This is a genomic window from Kitasatospora sp. NPDC056731 (assembly GCF_040687675.1).
GTDB lineage: Bacteria > Actinomycetota > Actinomycetes > Streptomycetales > Streptomycetaceae > Kitasatospora.
This window is the reverse complement of sequence record NZ_JBFBNR010000033.1, coordinates 32,489-51,116: the sequence shown is the minus strand read 5'-3', so window position 1 is coordinate 51,116 and position 18,628 is coordinate 32,489. Positions and strand designations below refer to the sequence as shown.

At 74.3% G+C, this 18,628-nt stretch carries 21 protein-coding genes; 13 read left to right on the top strand and 8 right to left on the bottom strand.

What is annotated here, in order from left to right:
* Positions 1-63 precede the first annotated feature (63 nt).
* Genes AB0R04_RS28265 through AB0R04_RS28255 form a run of 3 tightly spaced genes read left to right on the top strand, consistent with a single transcriptional unit; the run spans position 64 to position 1,998 of the window.
* Positions 64-717 (top strand): hypothetical protein, encoded by a 654-nt coding sequence (locus tag AB0R04_RS28265; protein WP_363376096.1) that lies wholly within the window; start codon positions 64-66, stop codon positions 715-717.
* A gap of 53 nt (positions 718-770) precedes the next feature.
* A complete protein-coding gene (locus tag AB0R04_RS28260) occupies positions 771-1,514 on the top strand; it encodes an AraC family transcriptional regulator (protein ID WP_363376093.1) in 744 nt (247 codons plus the stop codon).
* Between the two features lie 10 nt (positions 1,515-1,524).
* A complete protein-coding gene (locus AB0R04_RS28255) occupies positions 1,525-1,998 on the top strand; it encodes a hypothetical protein (RefSeq protein ID WP_363376090.1) in 474 nt (157 codons plus the stop codon).
* Positions 1,999-2,153: 155 nt separating this feature from the next.
* Here the strand turns inward: AB0R04_RS28255 and AB0R04_RS28250 are convergent, their stop codons facing one another.
* The gene (locus AB0R04_RS28250; RefSeq protein WP_363376087.1) at positions 2,154-2,807 is read right to left on the bottom strand and encodes a methyltransferase domain-containing protein; all 654 of its coding nucleotides are present in this window, start codon (positions 2,805-2,807) and stop codon (positions 2,154-2,156) included.
* Between the two features lie 248 nt (positions 2,808-3,055).
* On the opposite strand from AB0R04_RS28250, the gene AB0R04_RS28245 reads away from it, so the two are divergent.
* Complete coding sequence (locus AB0R04_RS28245; protein WP_363376084.1) at positions 3,056-5,800, top strand: M4 family metallopeptidase; 2,745 nt, start codon at positions 3,056-3,058, stop codon at positions 5,798-5,800.
* A 51-nt stretch (positions 5,801-5,851) separates the two neighbouring features.
* Here AB0R04_RS28245 and AB0R04_RS28240 read toward each other — a convergent pair whose 3' ends face one another.
* Positions 5,852-6,871 carry a LuxR C-terminal-related transcriptional regulator gene (locus AB0R04_RS28240; protein ID WP_363376081.1) on the bottom strand — a complete coding sequence of 340 codons (1,020 nt, stop codon included), beginning with the start codon at positions 6,869-6,871 and terminating at the stop codon, positions 5,852-5,854.
* Positions 6,872-7,147: 276 nt separating this feature from the next.
* Here AB0R04_RS28240 and AB0R04_RS28235 point away from each other — a divergent pair, with 276 nt between their 5' ends.
* The 5 genes from AB0R04_RS28235 to AB0R04_RS28215 all read left to right on the top strand — a co-directional run bounded on the left by AB0R04_RS28235 (position 7,148) and on the right by AB0R04_RS28215 (position 11,935).
* Positions 7,148-8,263 (top strand): alpha/beta hydrolase-fold protein, encoded by a 1,116-nt coding sequence (locus AB0R04_RS28235; protein WP_079136646.1) that lies wholly within the window; start codon positions 7,148-7,150, stop codon positions 8,261-8,263.
* Between the two features lie 73 nt (positions 8,264-8,336).
* Positions 8,337-9,440 (top strand): RICIN domain-containing protein, encoded by a 1,104-nt coding sequence (locus tag AB0R04_RS28230; RefSeq protein WP_363376078.1) that lies wholly within the window; start codon positions 8,337-8,339, stop codon positions 9,438-9,440.
* 205 nt (positions 9,441-9,645) lie between these two features.
* Positions 9,646-10,068 carry a hypothetical protein gene (locus AB0R04_RS28225; RefSeq protein ID WP_363376075.1) on the top strand — a complete coding sequence of 141 codons (423 nt, stop codon included), beginning with the start codon at positions 9,646-9,648 and terminating at the stop codon, positions 10,066-10,068.
* An 11-nt stretch (positions 10,069-10,079) separates the two neighbouring features.
* Positions 10,080-11,330, top strand: a complete 1,251-nt coding sequence (locus tag AB0R04_RS28220; protein WP_363376073.1) for a histidine kinase — start codon at positions 10,080-10,082, stop codon at positions 11,328-11,330.
* Complete coding sequence (locus AB0R04_RS28215) at positions 11,327-11,935, top strand: response regulator transcription factor (protein WP_363376070.1); 609 nt, start codon at positions 11,327-11,329, stop codon at positions 11,933-11,935. The genes AB0R04_RS28220 and AB0R04_RS28215 overlap by 4 nt, the downstream gene beginning before the upstream one ends.
* A 40-nt stretch (positions 11,936-11,975) precedes the next feature.
* Here the strand turns inward: AB0R04_RS28215 and AB0R04_RS28210 are convergent, their stop codons facing one another.
* A complete protein-coding gene (locus AB0R04_RS28210) occupies positions 11,976-12,497 on the bottom strand; it encodes a peptidylprolyl isomerase (RefSeq protein WP_363376067.1) in 522 nt (173 codons plus the stop codon).
* Between the two features lie 307 nt (positions 12,498-12,804).
* Here AB0R04_RS28210 and AB0R04_RS28205 point away from each other — a divergent pair, with 307 nt between their 5' ends.
* Both AB0R04_RS28205 and AB0R04_RS28200 read left to right on the top strand, forming a co-directional pair.
* Positions 12,805-13,047, top strand: a complete 243-nt coding sequence (locus AB0R04_RS28205; protein WP_363376064.1) for a hypothetical protein — start codon at positions 12,805-12,807, stop codon at positions 13,045-13,047.
* Positions 13,037-13,330, top strand: coding sequence for a hypothetical protein (locus AB0R04_RS28200; RefSeq protein WP_363376062.1), 294 nt, complete (start codon positions 13,037-13,039; stop codon positions 13,328-13,330). The genes AB0R04_RS28205 and AB0R04_RS28200 overlap by 11 nt, the downstream gene beginning before the upstream one ends.
* Before the next feature lie 59 nt (positions 13,331-13,389).
* Here the strand turns inward: AB0R04_RS28200 and AB0R04_RS28195 are convergent, their stop codons facing one another.
* A complete protein-coding gene (locus AB0R04_RS28195) occupies positions 13,390-14,727 on the bottom strand; it encodes an ALF repeat-containing protein (RefSeq protein ID WP_363376061.1) in 1,338 nt (445 codons plus the stop codon).
* A 158-nt stretch (positions 14,728-14,885) separates the two neighbouring features.
* Between AB0R04_RS28195 and AB0R04_RS28190 the strand changes: the two genes are divergently transcribed.
* Positions 14,886-15,839, top strand: coding sequence for an NAD-dependent epimerase/dehydratase family protein (locus AB0R04_RS28190; RefSeq protein ID WP_363376058.1), 954 nt, complete (start codon positions 14,886-14,888; stop codon positions 15,837-15,839).
* 13 nt (positions 15,840-15,852) lie between these two features.
* On the opposite strand, the gene AB0R04_RS28185 is transcribed toward AB0R04_RS28190, so the two are convergent.
* Positions 15,853-16,176: a DUF1330 domain-containing protein gene (locus AB0R04_RS28185; RefSeq protein WP_363376056.1), complete on the bottom strand. Its 324-nt coding sequence runs from the start codon at positions 16,174-16,176 to the stop codon at positions 15,853-15,855.
* Positions 16,177-16,454: 278 nt separating this feature from the next.
* Here AB0R04_RS28185 and AB0R04_RS28180 point away from each other — a divergent pair, with 278 nt between their 5' ends.
* Positions 16,455-17,408, top strand: coding sequence for an RICIN domain-containing protein (locus tag AB0R04_RS28180; protein ID WP_363376054.1), 954 nt, complete (start codon positions 16,455-16,457; stop codon positions 17,406-17,408).
* Positions 17,409-17,540: 132 nt separating this feature from the next.
* Here AB0R04_RS28180 and AB0R04_RS28175 read toward each other — a convergent pair whose 3' ends face one another.
* The 3 genes from AB0R04_RS28175 to AB0R04_RS28165 form a co-directional block, all read right to left on the bottom strand.
* Positions 17,541-18,008 (bottom strand): NUDIX domain-containing protein, encoded by a 468-nt coding sequence (locus AB0R04_RS28175; protein ID WP_363376051.1) that lies wholly within the window; start codon positions 18,006-18,008, stop codon positions 17,541-17,543.
* Positions 18,009-18,083: 75 nt separating this feature from the next.
* Entirely contained in the window at positions 18,084-18,323 is a 240-nt protein-coding gene (locus AB0R04_RS28170; RefSeq protein WP_363376049.1) for a hypothetical protein, read from the bottom strand.
* Between the two features lie 11 nt (positions 18,324-18,334).
* Positions 18,335-18,538 carry a hypothetical protein gene (locus AB0R04_RS28165; protein WP_363376047.1) on the bottom strand — a complete coding sequence of 68 codons (204 nt, stop codon included), beginning with the start codon at positions 18,536-18,538 and terminating at the stop codon, positions 18,335-18,337.
* Positions 18,539-18,628 lie beyond the last annotated feature (90 nt).

The following is an 18,628-nucleotide window of genomic DNA, read 5'->3' as shown; positions in this document are numbered from 1 at the left end:
TCGGGTGAGGGCGTCCTCGGGGGTGGCGAGGTCGGGCGGGCGGCTGGGAGAGGGGGCGGGGTGGTGCGCGAGGCTTCCGTGGCGTGGGGGGCGCTGCACCGGCGGTGTGCGGTGGGTGTGGTGGCGGGGGTGGCGGTGCTGGGGGGCGCGGCCGGGCCGGTGGTGTGGGCGGGGTCGCAGGACCTGCCGGGCGATCGGCGGTGGTGGCTGGTGGTGTGCGGGGTCGCGCTGGTGGCGGCCGTCGGCGCCTCGCTGCCGCTGCTGCGTCGGGCCTCCACCACCGACTACGTCGTCTCCTGTGTGGCGCTGGTGCTGCTGCTGACGCTCGCCCTGGGCACGGTGTTCGCGGCGGCGCAGGCCGCCTACGCCGTCCGCACCCGGCTGCACGAGCCGCCCCACGTCACGGCCACCGTGACGGGCTGCCGGACGACGGGCCGGGAGCTGGACGACCAGAACCAGGGCCACGACGTCTACGGCTGCACGTACCACTGGAGCGCCGGCGGACGGGAGTTCAGCGAGGAGCGGCCCACCGGGAAGCTGTATCCGGACGGCCACGAGACCAGGGTGTGGCTCGCCGGCGAGCGGATGATCACGAGCCGGCCGAGCCTGCTCGGGATCCCGCTGTGGATCGTGCTCGCCCTGGCCGGGCTGGTGGGCACGGTCCGGTTCTCGGCGTTCCTGGCCTGGAAGGCCCGCGACGTGGGCTTGAGGGGCTAGGGGGTGGCCGGAATCCGGGGTGGCGGGCGCGGAGCTCTGGCAGCATCGGGCGGATGGGGCAGCGGGAGGGGATCGGGCGGCGCTTCGTCGTGGGCGCGGGGTACGCGCTGTACCGGGGGCCGTTGGCGGACAGTACGTCACATCGGCACGCCGCGTTCCAGGTCGCCGTCGCGGCGGCGGGCGGCGAGGTGACGATCGTGGACGGGGCCGGGGTCCGCCACCGGGGCGCGGCGGTGGTGGTGGCGCCGATGGTGTGGCACCGGATGGCGCCGGTCCGGGGGGTGTCGGCGTTCTTCGTCGATCCGCACTGCGCGTTCGCGGACCGGCTGCGGGCGGGGTGCGGTAACGGTGTCACCGTGGCGCCCCAGTGGCGGGACCTGGTGGAGGAGGACCTGTGTCCGTCCGGGGTGCTGCCGTCGGCCGAGGTGGACGTGCGGCTGTGGGCGGCGATGGAGGCGCTGACGGACCACCGGGTCGCGCTGCCGGGGCTGGCGGCGCGGGTGGGACTGTCGCCGCAGCGCCTGCGGGCGCTGGCACGACGGCAGTTGGGGGTGCCGCTGGCGCGCTGGCGGATCTGGCGGCGGCTGGCCCGCGCCGCCGACGCGCTGGGCGAGGGGCGCACGCTCGCCGAGGCGGCGCTGGCGGGCGGCTTCGCGGACCAGGCGCACTTCAGCCGGCAGATGCGGGAGATGACGGGGCTGACGCCGTCGGCGGTGCTCCCGGTGCTGCGCGCCTCGGGCCGGGCGGGTGCCTCGGGCCGGGCGGGCAGTCCGGCGGGTGCCTCGGGCCCGGCGTAGCCTCGTCCGCATGTGTCTGATGGTGTGGATCGGAACCGAACAGCCCGTGCTGCCGATCCCCTGCGCCGGTCCCCAACTCGGGACCTGCTACTGCGAGGTTCGCGAGATCGCCGCCGACGCGCCCGTTCGAGCCCGCTTCACTTCACCGCACGTGACCTACGTCGGCTCGCACGAGGGCTGCGGCTGCGGGTTCGACAGCTCCCGGTTCGAGTGGGAGGGGTTCACCGACACGGCCGACGCGATGGCGCTCGTCGACGCGATGCGGGACGAGGAGCGCGAGGAGTTCCTCGCGCAGAAGCACTCACGGGAGTTCCTGGCGGCGCTGGTGTCCGCGGCCCTTTTGCACGGGACGGTCGACATCTACATGTGCTGGGCCGGAGACGAGGACGAACCGCCCGACCGCGTGGAGAGCATCGAGGCACGCCGGCTGACGGAGTGCCTGACTCCGCTCCAGGAGCGGGTGAAGTACACGGCGCTCGGCTGAGCAGGAGGCGCGGGCCTGTCGGCGCGTCATCTCCCCCGGTCGCACGGGGAACCCGGCGGGCGGGGAACCCGACGGGCGGGGAACCCGACGGGCGGGGAACCCGACGGGCGGGGAACCCGACGGGCGGGGAACCCGACGGGCGGCGCGGGCGCGGCCTACGCGCGGCGGGCGACGTAGAACGACAGCGAGCCGGTGAGCGTGGCGACGGTCTCGGTCTCGCGCACGCCGTGGAAGCCGGCCTCGGTGATCAGCCGGGGCAGGATGCCGTCGGCGTTGGGCTGGGTGTCCTCCTTGCCGTCCGCCAGTTGCACGATGCGGAACGCCAGGCGCATGGCGGCCGTGCGCTGGCGCCCGAAGTCGGCGATGACGAGCTTGCCGCCGGGGCGCAGCGCGGTGTGCATGGAGGCGAGGACGGCCTGTTTCATGGGGATGGGGCACTGGTGGAGGACGAGGCTGGAGACGACGGTGTCGGCTGTTTCGGCGCCCACGAGGTCGGCGACGGCGTCGCCCATGCCGAGGTGCCATTCGGGGGTGACGCCGGCGGCGGCGGCCTTGCGGCGGGCCACTTCGAGGGTGGTGGGGTCGGGGTCGACGCCGATGACGCGGGCGCGTGGTTCGACGCGGCCGAGGAGGACGGCCAGGGAGCCGGTGCCGCAGCCGACGTCGAGGATCACGTCGTCGGGGCGGGGGGCCACGTGCATGGCGAGCAGGCTGCGCCACAGGCGTTCGCGGGTGAGGGAGACGATGGGGTCGTAGAGGCGTACGGGGCCGAGGCGGCCGGCGGCGGGGGTGAAGGCGCGATCGGTCATGGGGGTCAGTGTCGGTCGGGGGGTGTGGTGGCGTCTTGAACGAATCGCTCGCCGGGCGGGGCGGGTTGGGGTTTCCGGGGCTGGTTGCGGGGCCGGTTGCGGGGCTGGTTGCGGGGGTCGGGTTCCGGCCCCCGGGGGCACATAGAAAGTCTATCGACATATGACGTTGGATGACTTATCGTGATCGTCGCGGTGGTCGGCGCGACCGGCCCGCCGCGACCACCGTTCGGCCCTGCGAGAGGACCTCCGTGCCCCGTCGTTCCCGCACGTCCACAGCACTCGGCATCAGCGCCACCGCCGTGGTGGCGCTGGCCCTGGCCGCGCCGCCCGCGCTGGCCGGGCCCGCGGCCGCCCCCGACCCGGTGCCCTCCCTGGTGGCCGGTCAGGACACCGCCGCCCCGCAGCTGGTCACCGGCCTGGCCGAGTCGGCCGTCGGCAGCCCCGCCGACGCCGCCCGCGCCCACCTCGCGGCCCACGCCGACCGCTACCACGTCGACCCCGGCGAGCTGGCCGAGGTCGGCTCCGAGAGCACCCCCGACGGCCGGCGCACCGTCAGGTTCGAGCAGCGCCACGACGGCGTGCCCGTGTTCGGCGCGCAGTACCTGGTGCACCTGACGGGCGAGGGCGCCGGGCAGCGCGTCGAGTCGGTCGGCGGCAAGTACTTCACCGGCCTGACCGTGCCGACCACCGCCACCGTCCCGGCCGCCGCCCTGCGGGACCTGGCGCTCGGCTCCGTCCAGGACCCGAAGGCCCGGGCCGCGGCCACCGCCGAGGACCACGGCCTGGTCGTCCTGCCGGACGGCGCCGGCCGGCTCGCCCAGCGCTTCACCGTGCACGCCGCCGACCCGGCGACCGGGGGGCCGGCGGCCCGCGAGGTCTTCGTGGACGCCAACGTCGGCGTGGTCGCCCTCGCCTACGACACCCGCGCCCCGCTCCCGGCGGGCGGCACCGACCAGCGCGCCGCCGCGGCCGGCCTCGAACCCGCCACCGGGACCGCGCCGGACGCCCGCGGCAACTCCGCCAAGGTGAACATCGCCCGCCTGCCGGACGGCAGTTACCAGCTCACCGACCTCACCCGGCCCGCCACCATCACCACCTACGACGCGGGCGGCCGGGACGAGATGGACTTCGGCGGCGGCATCCCCGCCGACCTCCCCCCGGCCCACTCCCCCGGCCCGGACTTCCCGGCCTCCGCCGGCACCAGCGGCGCCACCGACGCCGGCGTCAACGCCGGTATCGTGTACGACTTCTACCACGACCGGTTCGGCCGCAACGGCCTGGACGGCAAGGGCGGCGCGATCACCTCCGTCGTCAACGTGTCCCAGGGCGGCGCCCCCTACGCCAACGCGTACTGGGACGGGAAGAAGATGGTCTACGGCAGCGGGGGCCCCAACTACTACCCGTTCTCCGCGGCCCTCGACATCGCCGGGCACGAGATGACCCACGGCGTCATATCGAACACCGCCGACCTGGTCGGCATGGGTCAGGCCGGCGCGATGAACGAGGGGCTCGCCGACTACTTCGGCAATGCCATCGAGGTCACCGCCCGCGGCATGTCCATGAACGACCCGGCGGCGGCGCTGCTCGGCGAGAGCAAGTGCCGCACCGGCACCCCGCAGGCCTGCGCGGACCGCCGGATGGACGACCACCGCACCACCGTGAACGACTACCTCGGCGGCACGGTCGACAACGGCGGACAGCACCTCAACGCCACCATCTTCAGCGGCGCCCTGTGGGACATCCGGCGCACCCTCGACCCGCTCACCGCCGACCGGGTGGTCTACCGGGCGCTCACCGCCTACCTCACCCCGCTCGACGACTTCGTGGCCGGGCGCAACGCGGCACTCGCGGCCGGCCGCGACCTCGGCCTCAGCCACGCCCAACTGCGCACCGTGGCAGCCGCGTTCGACGCGCACGGGATCAAGGCCGGCTGGGAGAGCCGGATCGGTATGGACAGCCGCACGCTGGCGCGCAACCTCTCCTACTCGATGGCGCCCCCGGCCGCCGGCGGCGGGCACTGGGTGGCGATGGCCCCCGCCCCCGACCCGGTCAAGGGCACGGGCGGCACCCTGCCCGGCACCACCGCGCTGTACACCGGCTCCACCACCGGGCGCGGCGCCCCCGTCCGGCTCAGCCCCGACGACGGCCGCTACCACAGCTGGCCCTCCACCGACGGCACCAACGCCGTGTGGAAGGCCATCGGCACCACCGCCAAGGACCACAGCCGGGAGCTGCTGACCGCACCGCTGTCCGGCGCCGGCCCGGTCCGCAGCCTGTTCCTCGCCGACGGGAAGGAGCCCGGCAACCCGCAGGTCTCCGGCGGCGACATCGCCTTCACCGTGCACGACTTCGCCGCCGGCCGCACCAGCCTGTGGCTGTCCCACGACGGGGCCCCCGCGGTCGAACTGCCGCTGGCCGACGGGCACCACCCTGACGACCTCACCCTCAAGGACGGCTACCTCGCCTGGACCGAGTCCTGGCAGGACGGGCAGCAGTACGTCACCGCGCCGACCGTCTACTCGATCGCCGCCGGCAAGGTCACCGCGCAGTACACCGCGCACGCCGCCCCCGGCGCCGCGAGCACCGCCTCCTCCGCCCGGCTCGCCGGCGGCCGGCTGCTGTGGCTGGACACCCCCGCCGGCGCGACCGCCCGCGCCTCCATCCGCTCCGGCGCCCTGGACGGCTCCGGCGTGACCGAGGTGCTGGCCGGCGATTCGCCGAACGCCCCGACGCGCTACAGCGACCTCACCGCCTCCGACCAGGCCGTCACCTACAAGGTCGAGAGCACCAAGCCCGCCGGCGGCTGGACCAACGCCGCGCTGCCCAAGCTCTGGCAGCTCCCGACCGGCGGCGGCACCCCGCAGCGCCTCTCCTGCGACCGGGGCGGCCAGGACCAGCCCGCGGCCGACCAGGGCACCCGGGTGGTCTGGCTGGACTCCACCCCCGGCCGCACCGACCTGGTCGTGCGCGACCGCGCGGCGGGCACCTGCTGACCACTTTTCCCTGACCCCCACCCCCCAGGGGTCCGGCCCGGCGCGGACGGCTCACAGCCAACCGCGCCGGGCCGCCTGCACGCCCGCCTGGAAACGCGTGGTGGCCCCCAACTGGGCCAGCAGCGCCGAGACCCGGCGCACCACCGTGCGCCGCCCCAGCCCCAGCCGCCGGGCGATGGCGTCGTCCGTGGCACCACTGGCCATCAGGGTCAGGATGCGGCGGTCCCGCTCACCGATCTGCAGGTCGACGGCGGACACCGACGCCGGGACGGCCAGCCGCCAGAGCGTCTCGAACACCGCGGCCAGCGCCCGCAGCAGGCCCGAGGGCCGGATCAGCAGCGAGACGACGCCCGGGCGCCCGTCGGCCGCCAGCGTGACGATCGCCAGGTCGTCGTCGCCCAGGGCCAGCTTGAGCGGCGGCTCGTCCAGCGTGCGGGCCTGCTCCCCCGCCTCGACCATGCGCGCCATATTGGGGCCCGCGACCGGGTCGTCGAAGGCGCAGCCGTGGTAGATCGAGCGGTAGACGACCCCGGCGGCCATCCGCTGGCGTTGCAGCACCTCCTGGTCGAGGTAGTAGGCCGAACTGCCGGAGTAGGGCGGCACGTCGATGACCCGCACCTGGTGGCGGGCGGCGAGCTGGAGGCGCCGGCTGGCCGCCAGCACCTGGGCGGCGTCCTCGACCACCTCCAGGGCGCCGTAGGTGCCGGCGTCGCGCCGGGCGAAGCGGTAGAGGCGCTCCAGCTCCGCCCCGGCCCGGCGCGCCGTGGCCTGCCGGACGGCGTCGCTCTGCAACACCGCCTCGACCACCCGGCCGGGCGGCAGCGCCTCCCAGGCGCGGTCGCGGTGGCCGTCGCCGCAATGGCCGTCGTCGCGCGGGCCGTCGCCGTTGCAGGCCACGACGACGCCCTCGTCGGCGAGTTCCCTGAGCACGGCCAGGACGGCGCCCTCGCCGAGGCCGACCCCGGCCGCCAGCTCCGCCGCCCGCGCCTGCGGACGGCCGACCAGGCAGCGGTAGACCCGGCCGCGTTCGGAGTCGGGATCCAGCACGTCGTGCACGACGTCCCCCGTCATCGTGTCGGTGTATCGGTGTGTCGGCGTATCGGTGTGTCCGTCTGCCGGCGTGTCGGCCCGTCCGCTCGTCGGTTTGTCGGCTTGTCGTCGTGCCGGCGCCGCCCGGACGGGCCGTCGGAGGCTACCCACGCCGGTGGCGCACATGCGCCAATGGCCCAGGTGCGCCGCAGGGCGCTCTGGCGGACCGCGAGGTGATCTCGCAAGAGTTGTCGGTGTTCAGACAGCTCCAGCGGTTCCCCCCGGGAACGGCGGCACCCTCACGGCCAAGGACTACTCATGACACCAGCCCAGCCCGCCCGGCGCCCGCCCGTACGGCCCCTGCGCGCCCGGCTCCGGCACGCCAAGGCGGCCGTCGCCGCCCTGGCCGCCTGCCTCCTGCTGCTGGGCGTGCCCGCCGCGCACGCCGAGGCCCCCGCCCCGCCGCCGATGAAGGACGGCTTCGGGCTCACCCAGGTCGGCGCCGCCACCGGCAGCGCCACCAACTTCGTGCTCACCGTCACCACACCCCAGGTCGCCGGGGAGCACACCATCCGGATCCTGCTGCCCGCCGACTACGCGGCCAGCCCGGCCAAGCGCTACCCGGTCCTGTACTTCCTGCACGGCGCCTCGGACAACCCGAGCGACCCGGCCCTGGCCTACCCCGCCCTCACCGCCGCGCAGTCGATGATCACCGTCATCCCGGACGGCGGCCTGCGCGGCTGGTACACCGACTGGCTCGACCAGAACACCGCCGCCGGGGCGCAGAACTGGGAGACCTTCCACCTCGACCAGGTGGTCCCGTTCATCGACGCCAACCTGCGCACCCTGACGGGCCGTAAGAGCCGGGCCGTCGGCGGCCTGTCGATGGGCGGCTTCGGCGCGCTGCACTACGCGCAGGACCGGCCCCAGCTGTTCGGCCAGGTCCTCACCATGTCCGGCGCGAACGACCTCTCCGTGAACGAGATGATCATCCGCGGGGCCGTGGTCGCCACCCTGACCAACGCCGGCACCGTGCTGTGCGGGCCCAGCGACGGGAAGCCCTGCGGCCTCGACTTCGGCCCCACGGTCTCCAGCGACGCGATCTTCGGCTCGCCGTACCCGGTGTTCAACGCCGACTGGCGCTGGAACGCCGCGGACCCGGTCTCCCGCCTGGGCGCGCTCACCGACACCGGCATCGCGGTCTACACCGGCAACGGCAACGGCAGCGCCTCCGACATGGAGTTCTGGGCCGAGGGCACCGCCAAGCGCCTCAAGGACCGCCTGGACGCCCTCGGTTACCGCTACCACTACGTCGACTACGGCAACGGCGCCGGCTGGGGCACCGCCTGCAACGGCGGCCACAGCGCGGGCTGCTGGGCGCAGGACCTCGTGGACTACGTCCCCCGCCTGGAAGCGGCCTTCGCCGCCGCCTGACCGGCCCGCCCTCCTGCTTTCCGTTCCCTCTCCCTTCTCCCTCTCCCTGTTCCCGACGAAAGGACCCGACCCCGTGCTTTCCGCCACGACCCCGAGCCGACCGGCTCCCTGGCTGCGCCTGATCGCGGCCGTCCTGGTGACCTGTTGCGCCGCCCTGGGCTTCACCGCCGCCCCGTTCGCGACCGCGCGGGCCCACGCCGCCACGGCGCCGGCCGCCGCCTGCGCCTCCCCGCAGCAGTGCCTGACCATCAAGTCCCTCAGCAACGGACGCCAACTCGACGTCCAGAACGGCACCATGGGCGACGGCGCCTACATCGTCACCAACTCGGCACCCGGCTACCACCAGTCCTGGCGGCTGAGCGTCGACCCCTCCGACTCCTCCTTCACCATCGTCAACAACGACACCGGCAAGTGCATCGACCTGGCCTTCTTCACCCCGGCCCTGCGCCAGCAGACCTGCGCCGGACAGGCCAGCCAGCGGTGGTTCCTGCAGCCGGTCGCCGGGGCCGACGACGCGTTCATGATCCGCCACCTGGGCGACAACACCTGCCTGGACCTGCTGCTCGGCGCCCAGTACGACGACGCCTGGACCGACCAGTACACCTGCAACGGCACCGCCAACCAGCAGTGGTCCACCGGCTTCCCGCTGGCCGCCCGCAACCTGGCCGTCGACCACGCCGCCAAGCAGTGCCAAAAGGACGTCTCCTCCTGCTCCTGGGCCCTGAAGAGCGAGGCCCCCGCGGCGCCGCTGCCCAAGGTCTGCGTCTCCTCGATCTGGTTCAACAACACCAGCAGCGCCGCCCAGCAGAACTTCGCGGTCACCACGATGAGCGGCTGGTCCAACAGCATCGGCGCCGACATGGGGACGCAGATCTCCGCCGGCGCCCCCGGCGGGGTCCTGACCGGGACGATCAGCTCCGCCCTGCACTACACCAACATCTGGCAGGGCTCGACCACCGTCAACAACAGCGTCACCGTCAACGTCCCGCCCCAGCAGTACGGCTGGGTGACACTGGCCGAACTCGCCCGCAAGGTCACCGGCACCTGGACCTTCGACGCCCGCGGCATCCCGTGGACCGCCGAGGACACCATCACCGTCCCGCTCACCTCCGACCCCACCGGCGGCGCCACCCTCTACATCGCCAACACCAGCCCCACCTTCACCAGCTGCACCTGAGCCCCACCGCACGACCGACAGCCAGCCGCCGCCCGGCCCCGCCGGGCGGCGGCCCCGCTTTCCCCGGCCCTGACCAGCCCTTCCCCGCCCTGACCTGCCCCGCCTTGACCCGCCCTGACCTGCCCTGACCTGCTGACAATTGTCACGGTCGGCCGGTGCGCCAGCACACTGCCGGGCGGGGGCTCGGCGCGGACAGCATGGGGGCATGACCTCCACCGATGTGAACCACCCCGACACCGTTCGGGCCTTCCGCACCATCCGGCGGCTGGTGTTCGCCTACCTGGGCCTCAGCGTCGTCACCCTGGCGGCCGCCTACGCCCTGCGCGACCACCCCGACCTGGTGAACCCGGCCGTGTGGATCCGCGGCAGCCTCGTCGTGGCCAGCGCCGTGGTCACGTCCCTGTTCACCACCCGGGCCGCCCGCGGCTCGCACGCGGCGTACCGGCGGCTGCGGATCATCTCGGCCGTCATGATCGCCGCGATCGTCGTGATCATCTGCGTGCCGGGGACCTTCCCGTTCTGGATGAAGGCCGAGCAGGCCCTGTGCGGGCTGGTGCTGGCGGGGGTGGCCGCCGTGATCAACGGACGCCACCTGCGTACCCTGTTCGCGCGATCCGACGCGACGTGAGGCAGGCGAGGGTGGACCAGGACACGGAGGCGACCCTCCCCGGGCACGCCGCCGCGGAGCGCGCCACAGGGGAGCGCGCCCCGCAGCGGTGGGTGCAGGGCTGGCGGCGGATCATGCTGGGCGCCGGGATGCTGGTCTACCCGTGCCTGACCGCCGTCGCCGTGAGCGGCAACGTGTCCGGGGCGGCCCTGGTCGCCGGGTACGCGGTCGTCGGCGCGTTCTGCCTCTGCTTCGTCCTCACCGCCACCGCGATGGTCCACGGCCGGCGGCGGCAGGTGCTCCTGCTGCTGGCGGTGATGAGCGCGCTGTTCCTGGCCGCGCTGCCGTTCGCCCACGAGAACGCGTTCTACCTCGCCACCGTCGTGGTCTCCTTCGTCGCCGTGCTGCGGCGCCGCCACGCCACCCGGGTGACCGTCGCCGCCACCCTGGCCGCCCTGCTGGTGCCGTGGGCGGTGCCCGCCTGGCACACCGGGCCCGGCACCTTCCAGGCGCTGGCGCTGCTGTTCACCGTGCTCACCACGGGGGCGTTCGCGGAGATCGCCACCACCAACCAGGCCCTGGTGGCCGCCCGGGCCGAGGTGGCGCGGCTGGCCTCGGAGGCCGAACGCAACCGGATCGCGCGCGACCTGCACGACCTGCTCGGGCACTCGCTCACCGCGATCACCGTCAAGTCCCGCCTGGCCCAGCGCCTCGCCGCCAAGGACCTCGACCAGTCGCTGGCGGAGATGGCCGCGGTGGAGTCGCTGTCCCGGCAGGCGCTGGCCGACGTCCGGGCCGCGGTCACCGGCTACCGCGACGTCACGCTGGCCGGCGAACTGGCGCGCGGACGCGAACTGCTGCGCGCCGCCGGGGTGGTCGCCGACCTGCCGACGTCCACCGACCCCGTCGCCACGCAGGACGGGGAACTGTTCGGCTGGGTGGTGCGCGAGGGCCTGACCAACGTGGTCCGGCACGCCCGGGCCGACCGCTGCACCGTCACCGTCACCGGCTCCTCCGTGGAGATCCGCGACGACGGGACGGGCGCGGACGGCAGGACCGGCAGGACCGCCGGGGGCGGCGGGACCGGCGAGGGCAGCGGGACCGGCGGGACCGGCGAGGGCAGCGGGATCGGGAAGGGTCTGAGGGGGCTGCGGGAACGGGTCGCGGCGGCCGGCGGTACCGTCGAAGCCGGCCCGCTGAGCCCGCGCGGGTGGCGGCTGCTGGTCACCGTCCCGCCGGGCGCCCGCCACCGGCGCGCCCCCGCCCGGAAAGGGACGACATGACGATCCGCCTGCTGCTCGCCGAGGACCAGGAACTGGTCCGCACCGCGCTGTGCGCCCTGCTCGACCTGGAGGACGGCTTCGAGGTGGTCGCCGCCGTCGGGCGCGGCGACCAGGTCGTCGACGCGGCCCGCGAACACCGGCCCGACGTGGCCCTCCTGGACATCGAGATGCCCGGCCTCGACGGCCTGGCCGCCGCCGCCGTCCTGGCCCAGCAGGTACCCGGCTGCCGGGTCGTCATCCTCACCACCTTCGGACGCGCCGGCTACCTGCGCCGGGCGATGGAGGCGGGCGCGGTCGGCTTCGTCGTCAAGGACGCGCCGGCCGAAGTGCTCGCCGACGCCGTCCGCCGGGTCGCGGCGGGCGAACGCGTGGTGGACCCGGAACTGGCCGCGGCCACCCTGGCGGCCGGCGCCTCCCCGCTCACCGCCCGGGAACGCGACGTGCTGAACGCCTCCCGCTCCGGGGCCGGCGTCGCCGAGATCGCCGGCAAGCTCTACCTCTCGGAGGGCACCGTGCGCAACTACTTCTCCTCCGCCATCACCAAGACCGCCACCCGCAACCGCACCGAGGCCCTGCGCACCGCCGACGACCGCGGCTGGCTCTGACACCGCCGGACGACGGGCGCAGGGCTTCCCGGGACGGGCGTCAGAGCCGCTCGACGGTGACCTCGGTGATCACGACGTCGTCGACGGGGCGTTCGCCGTCCGTGGAGACGGCCGCGAGGGCGTCGACGACGGCCCGGGAGTCGGCGTCGGCGACCTGGCCGAAGATGGTGTGACGGCGGTTCAGGTGGGCGGGCGTGCCGACCGTGATGAAGAACTGCGAGCCGTTGGTGCCCGGGCCGGAATTGGCCATGGCGAGCAGGTACGGCTTGGTGAAGTGCAGTTCGGGGTGGAACTCGTCGGCGAAGGCGTAGCCCGGGCCGCCGGTGCCGCTGCCGGTGGGGTCGCCGCCCTGGACCATGAAGCCGGCCACCACGCGGTGGAAGAGCGTGCCGTCGTAGTACGGGCCGCTGCCCGGCTCGCCGGTGCGCGGGTCGGTGTACTCCCGGGCGCCCTCGGCGAGTTCGACGAAGTTGCGGACCGTCTTCGGCGCGTGGAACTGGAACAGCTCCAGCCGGATCGGGCCCAGGGTGGTGTGCAGGGTCGCGAACAGGCCCTTGGCCATGGCGGACTCCTTTGCTCGGATGGTCGGGAGAGGGGATCAGCGTCGGCATCCTGGCACACAGCGGGTTCGTGACCGCACCCGGCGCCGGGCCGGGGCGCGGGTCGGACGGGGGCGATTTCCGCCGGTCACACCGGCGCGGGGCCCCGACCCCGGCAAATGCCGCGCGGCACCAACTTCCCTGCACGGCAAGCGGACTGTCTGCTTGCATGGCGGATCGGCCCGGTTTCGGGCGGGTCGGGGGCGCGGGCGGGGCGCTCGGCTTGAGAGGATCGGCCCGGAAACGGGATGGACGGGAGAGGGGTGAGACGTGGTCGGTACCGTGCTGGTCGGTGTCCTGGTGATCGTGGTCGGCGGGTGCGTGTGCGTGGTGTGGGCCGAACGCGGCGGCCCCCGCTGGGTGCGCGCCGTGGCGTCCGCGACGCTCGTCTCGGGGTCCCTGCTGCGCCGCTCCGCGCGCAGCCGGCGCCGGAACCGGAGCCTGAGCGGCGGTGACAGCGGCGACGGTGGCGGCGGGGATGGCGGTGGCGGCGGCAGCAGCGATGGCGGCTGAGCGCCCCGCCCGCGGGCGCGACGACGACGAGCGGCTGCGGCGGGTCTTCGAGGCGGTGCTGGCCGAGACCCTGTCCGGGACCGGGCCGCTCACCTGCACGGGCCTGGACGAGGACACCGAGAACGCGCTCTGGGCGGTCTGGGAGGCGTACCCGAACGCTTCGGCCGAGCTGGTGCAGGCCGCGCGGCGCGCCTTCGCCGACCAACTGGACGGCGGCAACGCGGCCCGCTGGCGCGCAGAACTCGCCGCCCGGGCGATCGCCGGGCGCCGCCCCCGCGGCTGAGCGTGCGGCCCCGGACGTCCGTGTGCCCCGGCCGCGTGGGCGGCCGGGGCGCGGGGGCGTCAGCTCTCGGTAGAGCGGCGGCGGGAGGCGACGACGAGCGCCGCACCCGCGGCCAGGGCCGCGGCGGCGCCGCCGGCCTCCCAGCCGAGGCCCTCGGTGCCGGTGGCGGCGAGCTGACCGGGGCGGGCGGTGACCGTGGTGGCGCCCGTGGTGGCCGTGGCCGTCCCGGCGGTGGTGCCCGCCGCGGTCGTGGCCGTCGCGGTCGTGTCCGTCGTGGTGGTCAGGGCGGCGGGCCGGACGGCCGGCTGGGCGCCGGTGGCGGTCTGCGGCTGCTCGGCGGGCCGGGCCGGCTGCGGGGCCGGCTTGTTCGCGGCCTCGTCCTCGGCGCGGGCCGTGAACTGCCCCTCCTTCAGGAAGTCCAGGATGTCCTGGTAGCTGCCCCGCAGCGCCTTGTCGGCCGCCTTGCTCAGTGCCGGTCCGGCGCCGTCGGAGATCCGGACGACCTTCAGCCGGTTGTCGGTCTGACGCCACTCGTCGAGTTCGACGTCCAGGAAGTGCCGCACGTCGGCGGCGGTGCCCGCGAGGGCCTTCTCCCCCGCCGCGCGCACGCCCGGGCCGGTCTCCTTGTCGTCGAGGATGCCCTGCACCTCGGCGCGGGCCTCGTCCTCGGCGCGGGCGATGAACTGGCCCTCCTTCAGGAAGGCCAGGACTTCCTGGTTGCTGCCGGATATCGCCTTCCGGGCGGCCGCCTTCACCGCCGGCCCGGCGCCGTCGAAGATCCGGGCGACCATCACCCGGTTGTCGGCCTGACGCCGCTCGCCGAGCTCGACGTCCAGGAAGTGCCGCACGTCGGCGGCGGTGCCCGCGAGGGCCTTCTCCCCCGCCGCGCGCACAGCCGGGCCGGTCTCCTTGTCAGCCAGGATGCCCTGCACCTCGGCCCGGTCCTCGTCCTCGGCGCGGGCCGTGAACTGACCCTCCTTCAGGAAGTCCAGGATGTCCTGGTAGCTGCCCCGCAGCGCCTTGTCGGCCGCCTTCTTCAGTACCGGCCCGGCACCGTTGGTGATCCAGACGACCTTCAGCCGGTTGTCGGGCTGGCGCCGCTCGTCGAGTTCGACGTCCAGGAAGTGCCGCACGTCGGCGGCGGTGCCCGCGAGGGCCTTCTCCCCCGCCGCACGCACGGCCGGGCCGGTCTCCTTGTCGGCGAGGATGCGCCGCACCTCGGCGCGGTCGTGCTCCTCCTGGCCCGTCCCCTGGTCCTCGGTGCCCTTGGACGCGATGTCAGGGCCGGAGACGCCGGCCGGCTGGGGGTTGTCGGCGGCGGAGGCCATCGACGGGAAGAGGACGGTGGGGGCCAGGACGGCGGCCGCGACGACGGCGGACACCCGGGGCAGCTTCATTCAGCACCTTGCGTTGTGCGGAGAGATTGTGAACGACCGTCAGCATAGATCTTCTTTTACGGTTGCCATACCAAATATTTGCCGCCGCCCGCACCGCACCTCCCTCAGCACCCACGGCACCCGCAACATCCACGGCCCCAGACCCTAGGGTGGGGCGGATGAGCTTCCACGTGGTTGTCGGATACGGGCCCGCCGGGGCCGCCACCGCCCGTCTGCTGGCCGGGCAGGGGCACGCCGTACGGGTCGTCACCAGGGCGGGGAGCCCCGCGCGGGGCGAGACTCCGGTGCCCGGCATCGAGCACGTGGCGCTGGACGCGGGCGATCGCGCGCGACTGACGGAGGCCGCACGCGGCGCAGCGGCGATCTACGGCTGCGCGGCGCCGCCGCTGCCGCAGTGGGCGGCGCGGTGGCCGGCGCTGGCCTCCTCGCTGTGCGCGGCGGCCGAGGCCACCGGGGCGGTGCTGGTCATGCTCGGCAACCTCTACGGCTACGGTCCGGTGCGGGGTCCGATGACCGAGGACCTGCCGCTGGCCGCGGCCGGCCCCAAGGGGCGGGTGCGGGCGGCGGCGTGGGAGCAGGCGCGGGCGCTGCACGGGGCCGGGCGGATCCGGGCGGTCGAGGTGCGGGCCTCGGACTTCTTCGGCCCCGGGGTGACGGACGGCGGGTACCTGGCCTCGCGGGTGATGCCGGGCCTGCTGAAGGGCCGGAACATCGCGGTGCTCGGCGACCCGGACGCGCCGCACAGCTGGACGTACCTGCCGGACGTGGCGCGGGCGTTGGCCGAGGTCGCGGGCGAGGAGCGGGCCTGGGGGCGGGCCTGGCACGTGCCGACGGCCCCCGCGCTGCCGGTGCGCGCGATGGTGGAACGGCTGGCCGCGCAGGCGGGCGTCGGACCGGTCGCGGTGCGCCGGCTCCCGCAGGCGCTGCTGGGCGCGGCGGGGCTGTTCTCCCCGCTGCTGCGTGAACTGTGGGAGGTCCGTTACCAGTTCGACCGCCCGTTCGTGGTGGACGCCTGCGCCTACGAGGCCGCGTTCGCGGTGCGCGCGACCGCGCTGGAGGAGCAGGTGGAGGCGACGGTGCGGTGGTGGCGCGAGCGGGCGCAGGGGCGTTGAGCCCCCGGGCCGGTCAGTGCTTGAGGGCGTCGGCGCCGCGGTAGCCGGCGGGCACGCCCTGGGCGAAGACCACGTCGGCGGTCATGTGGCGGGTGCGCAGCGGGAGGATCTCCTGGTAGGCGGGCGAGTCGTACCAGGCGCGCAGGCGTTGGTGGTCGGGGAACTCGATGAGGATGAGGTCCTGTCCCCAGGTGCCTTCGACGGTCTCGATCCGGTCGCCGTGGATGAGGAAGCGGCCGTCGAAGGGGTCCAGGGTGGCGTCGATGCGCTGGAGGTACTCGACGATGTCGGGGCCGAACTCGACCGAGTGGACCTGGGCCATCGCGTAGGCGGTCATCGCTGTTCTCCTGGGGGTTGGTCCGGTGTCCGTGGTCTCCGACGGTACGGGCGGGGGCGGAGGGGGCGAATCCGTCGCGGATCGGTAGGGGGTACGTAATCTGGGCCGCCCCTGGCCGCGCCCCTGACCAGGCGGGGTGTCGGACGACCCCCCAGAAAGCTGGGATACCGGCGATTGATCGGACGCTGACAAGCTGACGGCGGTGGACGGACCGGGTGGCCCGGGGGGCCCTCCGGACCGGCCGCCGCCCCTCGTCGTCCCCCTCCTTGGAGAGCTCTGTGCGTTCGCTAGTCCGGCGTATCGTCCTCGGCATCGCGCTGGCCCTGACCGGCCTGGTGCTGGTCCCGGGCGGCTCGGCCTCGGCCGACACCCCCTCGACGGTCCTGTTCAACCAGAAGTCCGAGCGCTGTCCCAACGGCGCGATATGGGGCGGGCAGGGTCTGCACCCCTGCGCGCCGTCCGACAACCCGGGCCAGTGGGTGTTCAAGCCCGTCCCGGGCCTGCCGAGCGTCTACACCCTCAACAACGCCGCCGACCAGCGCTCCTGCCTGACGGTCGACAGCACCCCCTCCGGCGTCCAGTGCTACGCCAACAACACCTCGCAGATGTGGCGGGTCACGCCGTGGACCGCGGCCGACAGTGTCTCGCGCTACGGCATGCTCGGGATACGGCTGCAGAACATCTCCACCTCCCAGTGCCTGGACAACACCGAGCACAGGATCGGCGGCGGCTGGCGGCTCTACATGTTCGACTGCAACGACGGCGGGTACCAGGAGTGGGACATCTACCGCAGCACCTACGAGGCCCTGTTCGGCGGGGTCGCCACCCACAAGGGCATGACCTGGGCCGCCCTTGAGCAGCGCGCCGACAACGTCGTGCACGTCGGCAACGACAACAGCAGCAACGCGTACAGCGGCGACACCCCCGCCTCCGCGCAGCTGCCCGTGCTGTGCCTCAAGCAGGACGGCCGCCCCGCCCCCGCCGGCGTGCCCACCAGCGGCTTCCACAGCTGGGCCGGCGGCGAGGTGAAGGCCACCATCCCCACCTCCGGCAGCCAGCTCACCAGCCGGGCCACCGCCGACCAGCTCTGCGCCGGCTACTTCGGCGCCGGCTTCCGGATGGCCGAGTTCCACGACGCCTCGGGCTGGGGCCTGTGGGCCAACGGCACCCTGCCCGTCGGCGGCCGCTTCTGGACCGCCATCACCGACCAGCCGGCCAACCCCTGGAGCTGACCGCACCCGGACGAGGGAGGGCGGGCGCCGATCCCGGCGCCCGCCCCTTCTCATTGCCGAAGTGCCGAAGTGCCGAACGCGTCACCGCCTGGGCCGATGTGCGCACTGACCACCCCAACCCGGCGGTGCCGATCAGGTCGCGCGCTGTCCGTGGAGGAGGACGGGCAGCGCGCGGCCCGCCAACGCCTCCGTGGCACGGGCGGCTTGGGAGGGCGCCATGACGTCGTGGAGTTGGCGGACGGGGACGAAGCGGGCGCCGAACAGGCCGCTGCGGTGCCGGGGCGGGACGGTGAGGTGGGTGTCGTCGTGCACGGTGCCGCCGTCGAAGACCAGGTTGAGGCGCTCCAGGTAGCGGTCGGCGGGGGTGAAGTCGACCGCGAGGACGTCGGCGAGGCGCAGGTCGAGCCCGGTCTCCGCGTGCAGGTTGCGGGCGGCGGCGAGGTGCGGGGGCTCGTTCGGCTTCGCGGCGCCGCCGGGCAGGATCAGCCCGTCCATGTAGTCCGGGTCCACGAGGAGAACGTCGCCGCGCGGGTTGCGCACGAGGACGAGGCAGCCGAGCCGGCACACCGGCGGCTTGGCGAGCAGACGGGGGTCTTGCATCGGGCGGTTCACTTCCTGAGGGCGGCGAGGAGTACGAGGGAGAAGCCCGCCAACCACAGGAGGCGGACAAGGAGTTCAGCCGTCACGCGTCAGGCGCTCGTAGCGCAGCCCCTTGCGGAGCAGGTCGACGACCCGCAGGAGCGCGGACGGGCTGGCCGAGCCCAGGCCGATGAGGTAGCAGCCCGTCCTGCGGCCGTGCTCCCAATCCACCCCGACGGACGGCAACTTCACCCCGCCCAGGGCGAGGACGGCCGTCAGGTCGTCCAGGACGTCGGCGGCCTGCCGCCGCTGCTCGGCGGTCACGCGGGAGAGCATCGAGGCCACGCTCACTCCCCCGGCCGCTTGTGGACCTCGAAGACGCGCCAGGCGCTCCAGGCCTCGGAGAAGGACCTGAACCCGCGGAGCTCACCGTCCGGTTGGCGCAGCCACTCCCCGGTGACCTCGTTGCGGACCCGGTAGAGGCGGGCCCCGGTGTCCCAGCGCACGCCATAGCCGTGGAGCTTGGCAGGCTGGGGTGACTTCATGGTCATGACTGATCGCCTTCCACGCGAATCTGCAGTCCCGCGAGCCGATTCACGATCGACTTCACTTTCTGCGCCCCAATCGTTACTCACCGCAGC

What these genes read in the sequence shown, in the direction of transcription:
- AB0R04_RS28235 (WP_079136646.1), top strand. Translation starts at nt 7,148, where the DNA reads ATGACACCAGCCCAGCCCGCCCGGCGCCCGCCCGTACGGCCCCTGCGC.
- AB0R04_RS28225 (WP_363376075.1), top strand. Translation starts at nt 9,646, where the DNA reads ATGACCTCCACCGATGTGAACCACCCCGACACCGTTCGGGCCTTCCGC.
- AB0R04_RS28175 (WP_363376051.1), bottom strand. Translation starts at nt 18,008, where the DNA reads ATGCAAGACCCCCGTCTGCTCGCCAAGCCGCCGGTGTGCCGGCTCGGC.
- AB0R04_RS28195 (WP_363376061.1), bottom strand. Translation starts at nt 14,727, where the DNA reads ATGAAGCTGCCCCGGGTGTCCGCCGTCGTCGCGGCCGCCGTCCTGGCC.
- AB0R04_RS28240 (WP_363376081.1), bottom strand. Translation starts at nt 6,871, where the DNA reads ATGACGGGGGACGTCGTGCACGACGTGCTGGATCCCGACTCCGAACGC.
- AB0R04_RS28200 (WP_363376062.1), top strand. Translation starts at nt 13,037, where the DNA reads ATGGCGGCTGAGCGCCCCGCCCGCGGGCGCGACGACGACGAGCGGCTG.
- AB0R04_RS28170 (WP_363376049.1), bottom strand. Translation starts at nt 18,323, where the DNA reads ATGCTCTCCCGCGTGACCGCCGAGCAGCGGCGGCAGGCCGCCGACGTC.
- AB0R04_RS28250 (WP_363376087.1), bottom strand. Translation starts at nt 2,807, where the DNA reads ATGACCGATCGCGCCTTCACCCCCGCCGCCGGCCGCCTCGGCCCCGTA.
- AB0R04_RS28210 (WP_363376067.1), bottom strand. Translation starts at nt 12,497, where the DNA reads ATGGCCAAGGGCCTGTTCGCGACCCTGCACACCACCCTGGGCCCGATC.
- AB0R04_RS28165 (WP_363376047.1), bottom strand. Translation starts at nt 18,538, where the DNA reads ATGACCATGAAGTCACCCCAGCCTGCCAAGCTCCACGGCTATGGCGTG.
- AB0R04_RS28255 (WP_363376090.1), top strand. Translation starts at nt 1,525, where the DNA reads ATGTGTCTGATGGTGTGGATCGGAACCGAACAGCCCGTGCTGCCGATC.
- AB0R04_RS28185 (WP_363376056.1), bottom strand. Translation starts at nt 16,176, where the DNA reads ATGACCGCCTACGCGATGGCCCAGGTCCACTCGGTCGAGTTCGGCCCC.
- AB0R04_RS28215 (WP_363376070.1), top strand. Translation starts at nt 11,327, where the DNA reads ATGACGATCCGCCTGCTGCTCGCCGAGGACCAGGAACTGGTCCGCACC.
- AB0R04_RS28260 (WP_363376093.1), top strand. Translation starts at nt 771, where the DNA reads ATGGGGCAGCGGGAGGGGATCGGGCGGCGCTTCGTCGTGGGCGCGGGG.
- AB0R04_RS28190 (WP_363376058.1), top strand. Translation starts at nt 14,886, where the DNA reads ATGAGCTTCCACGTGGTTGTCGGATACGGGCCCGCCGGGGCCGCCACC.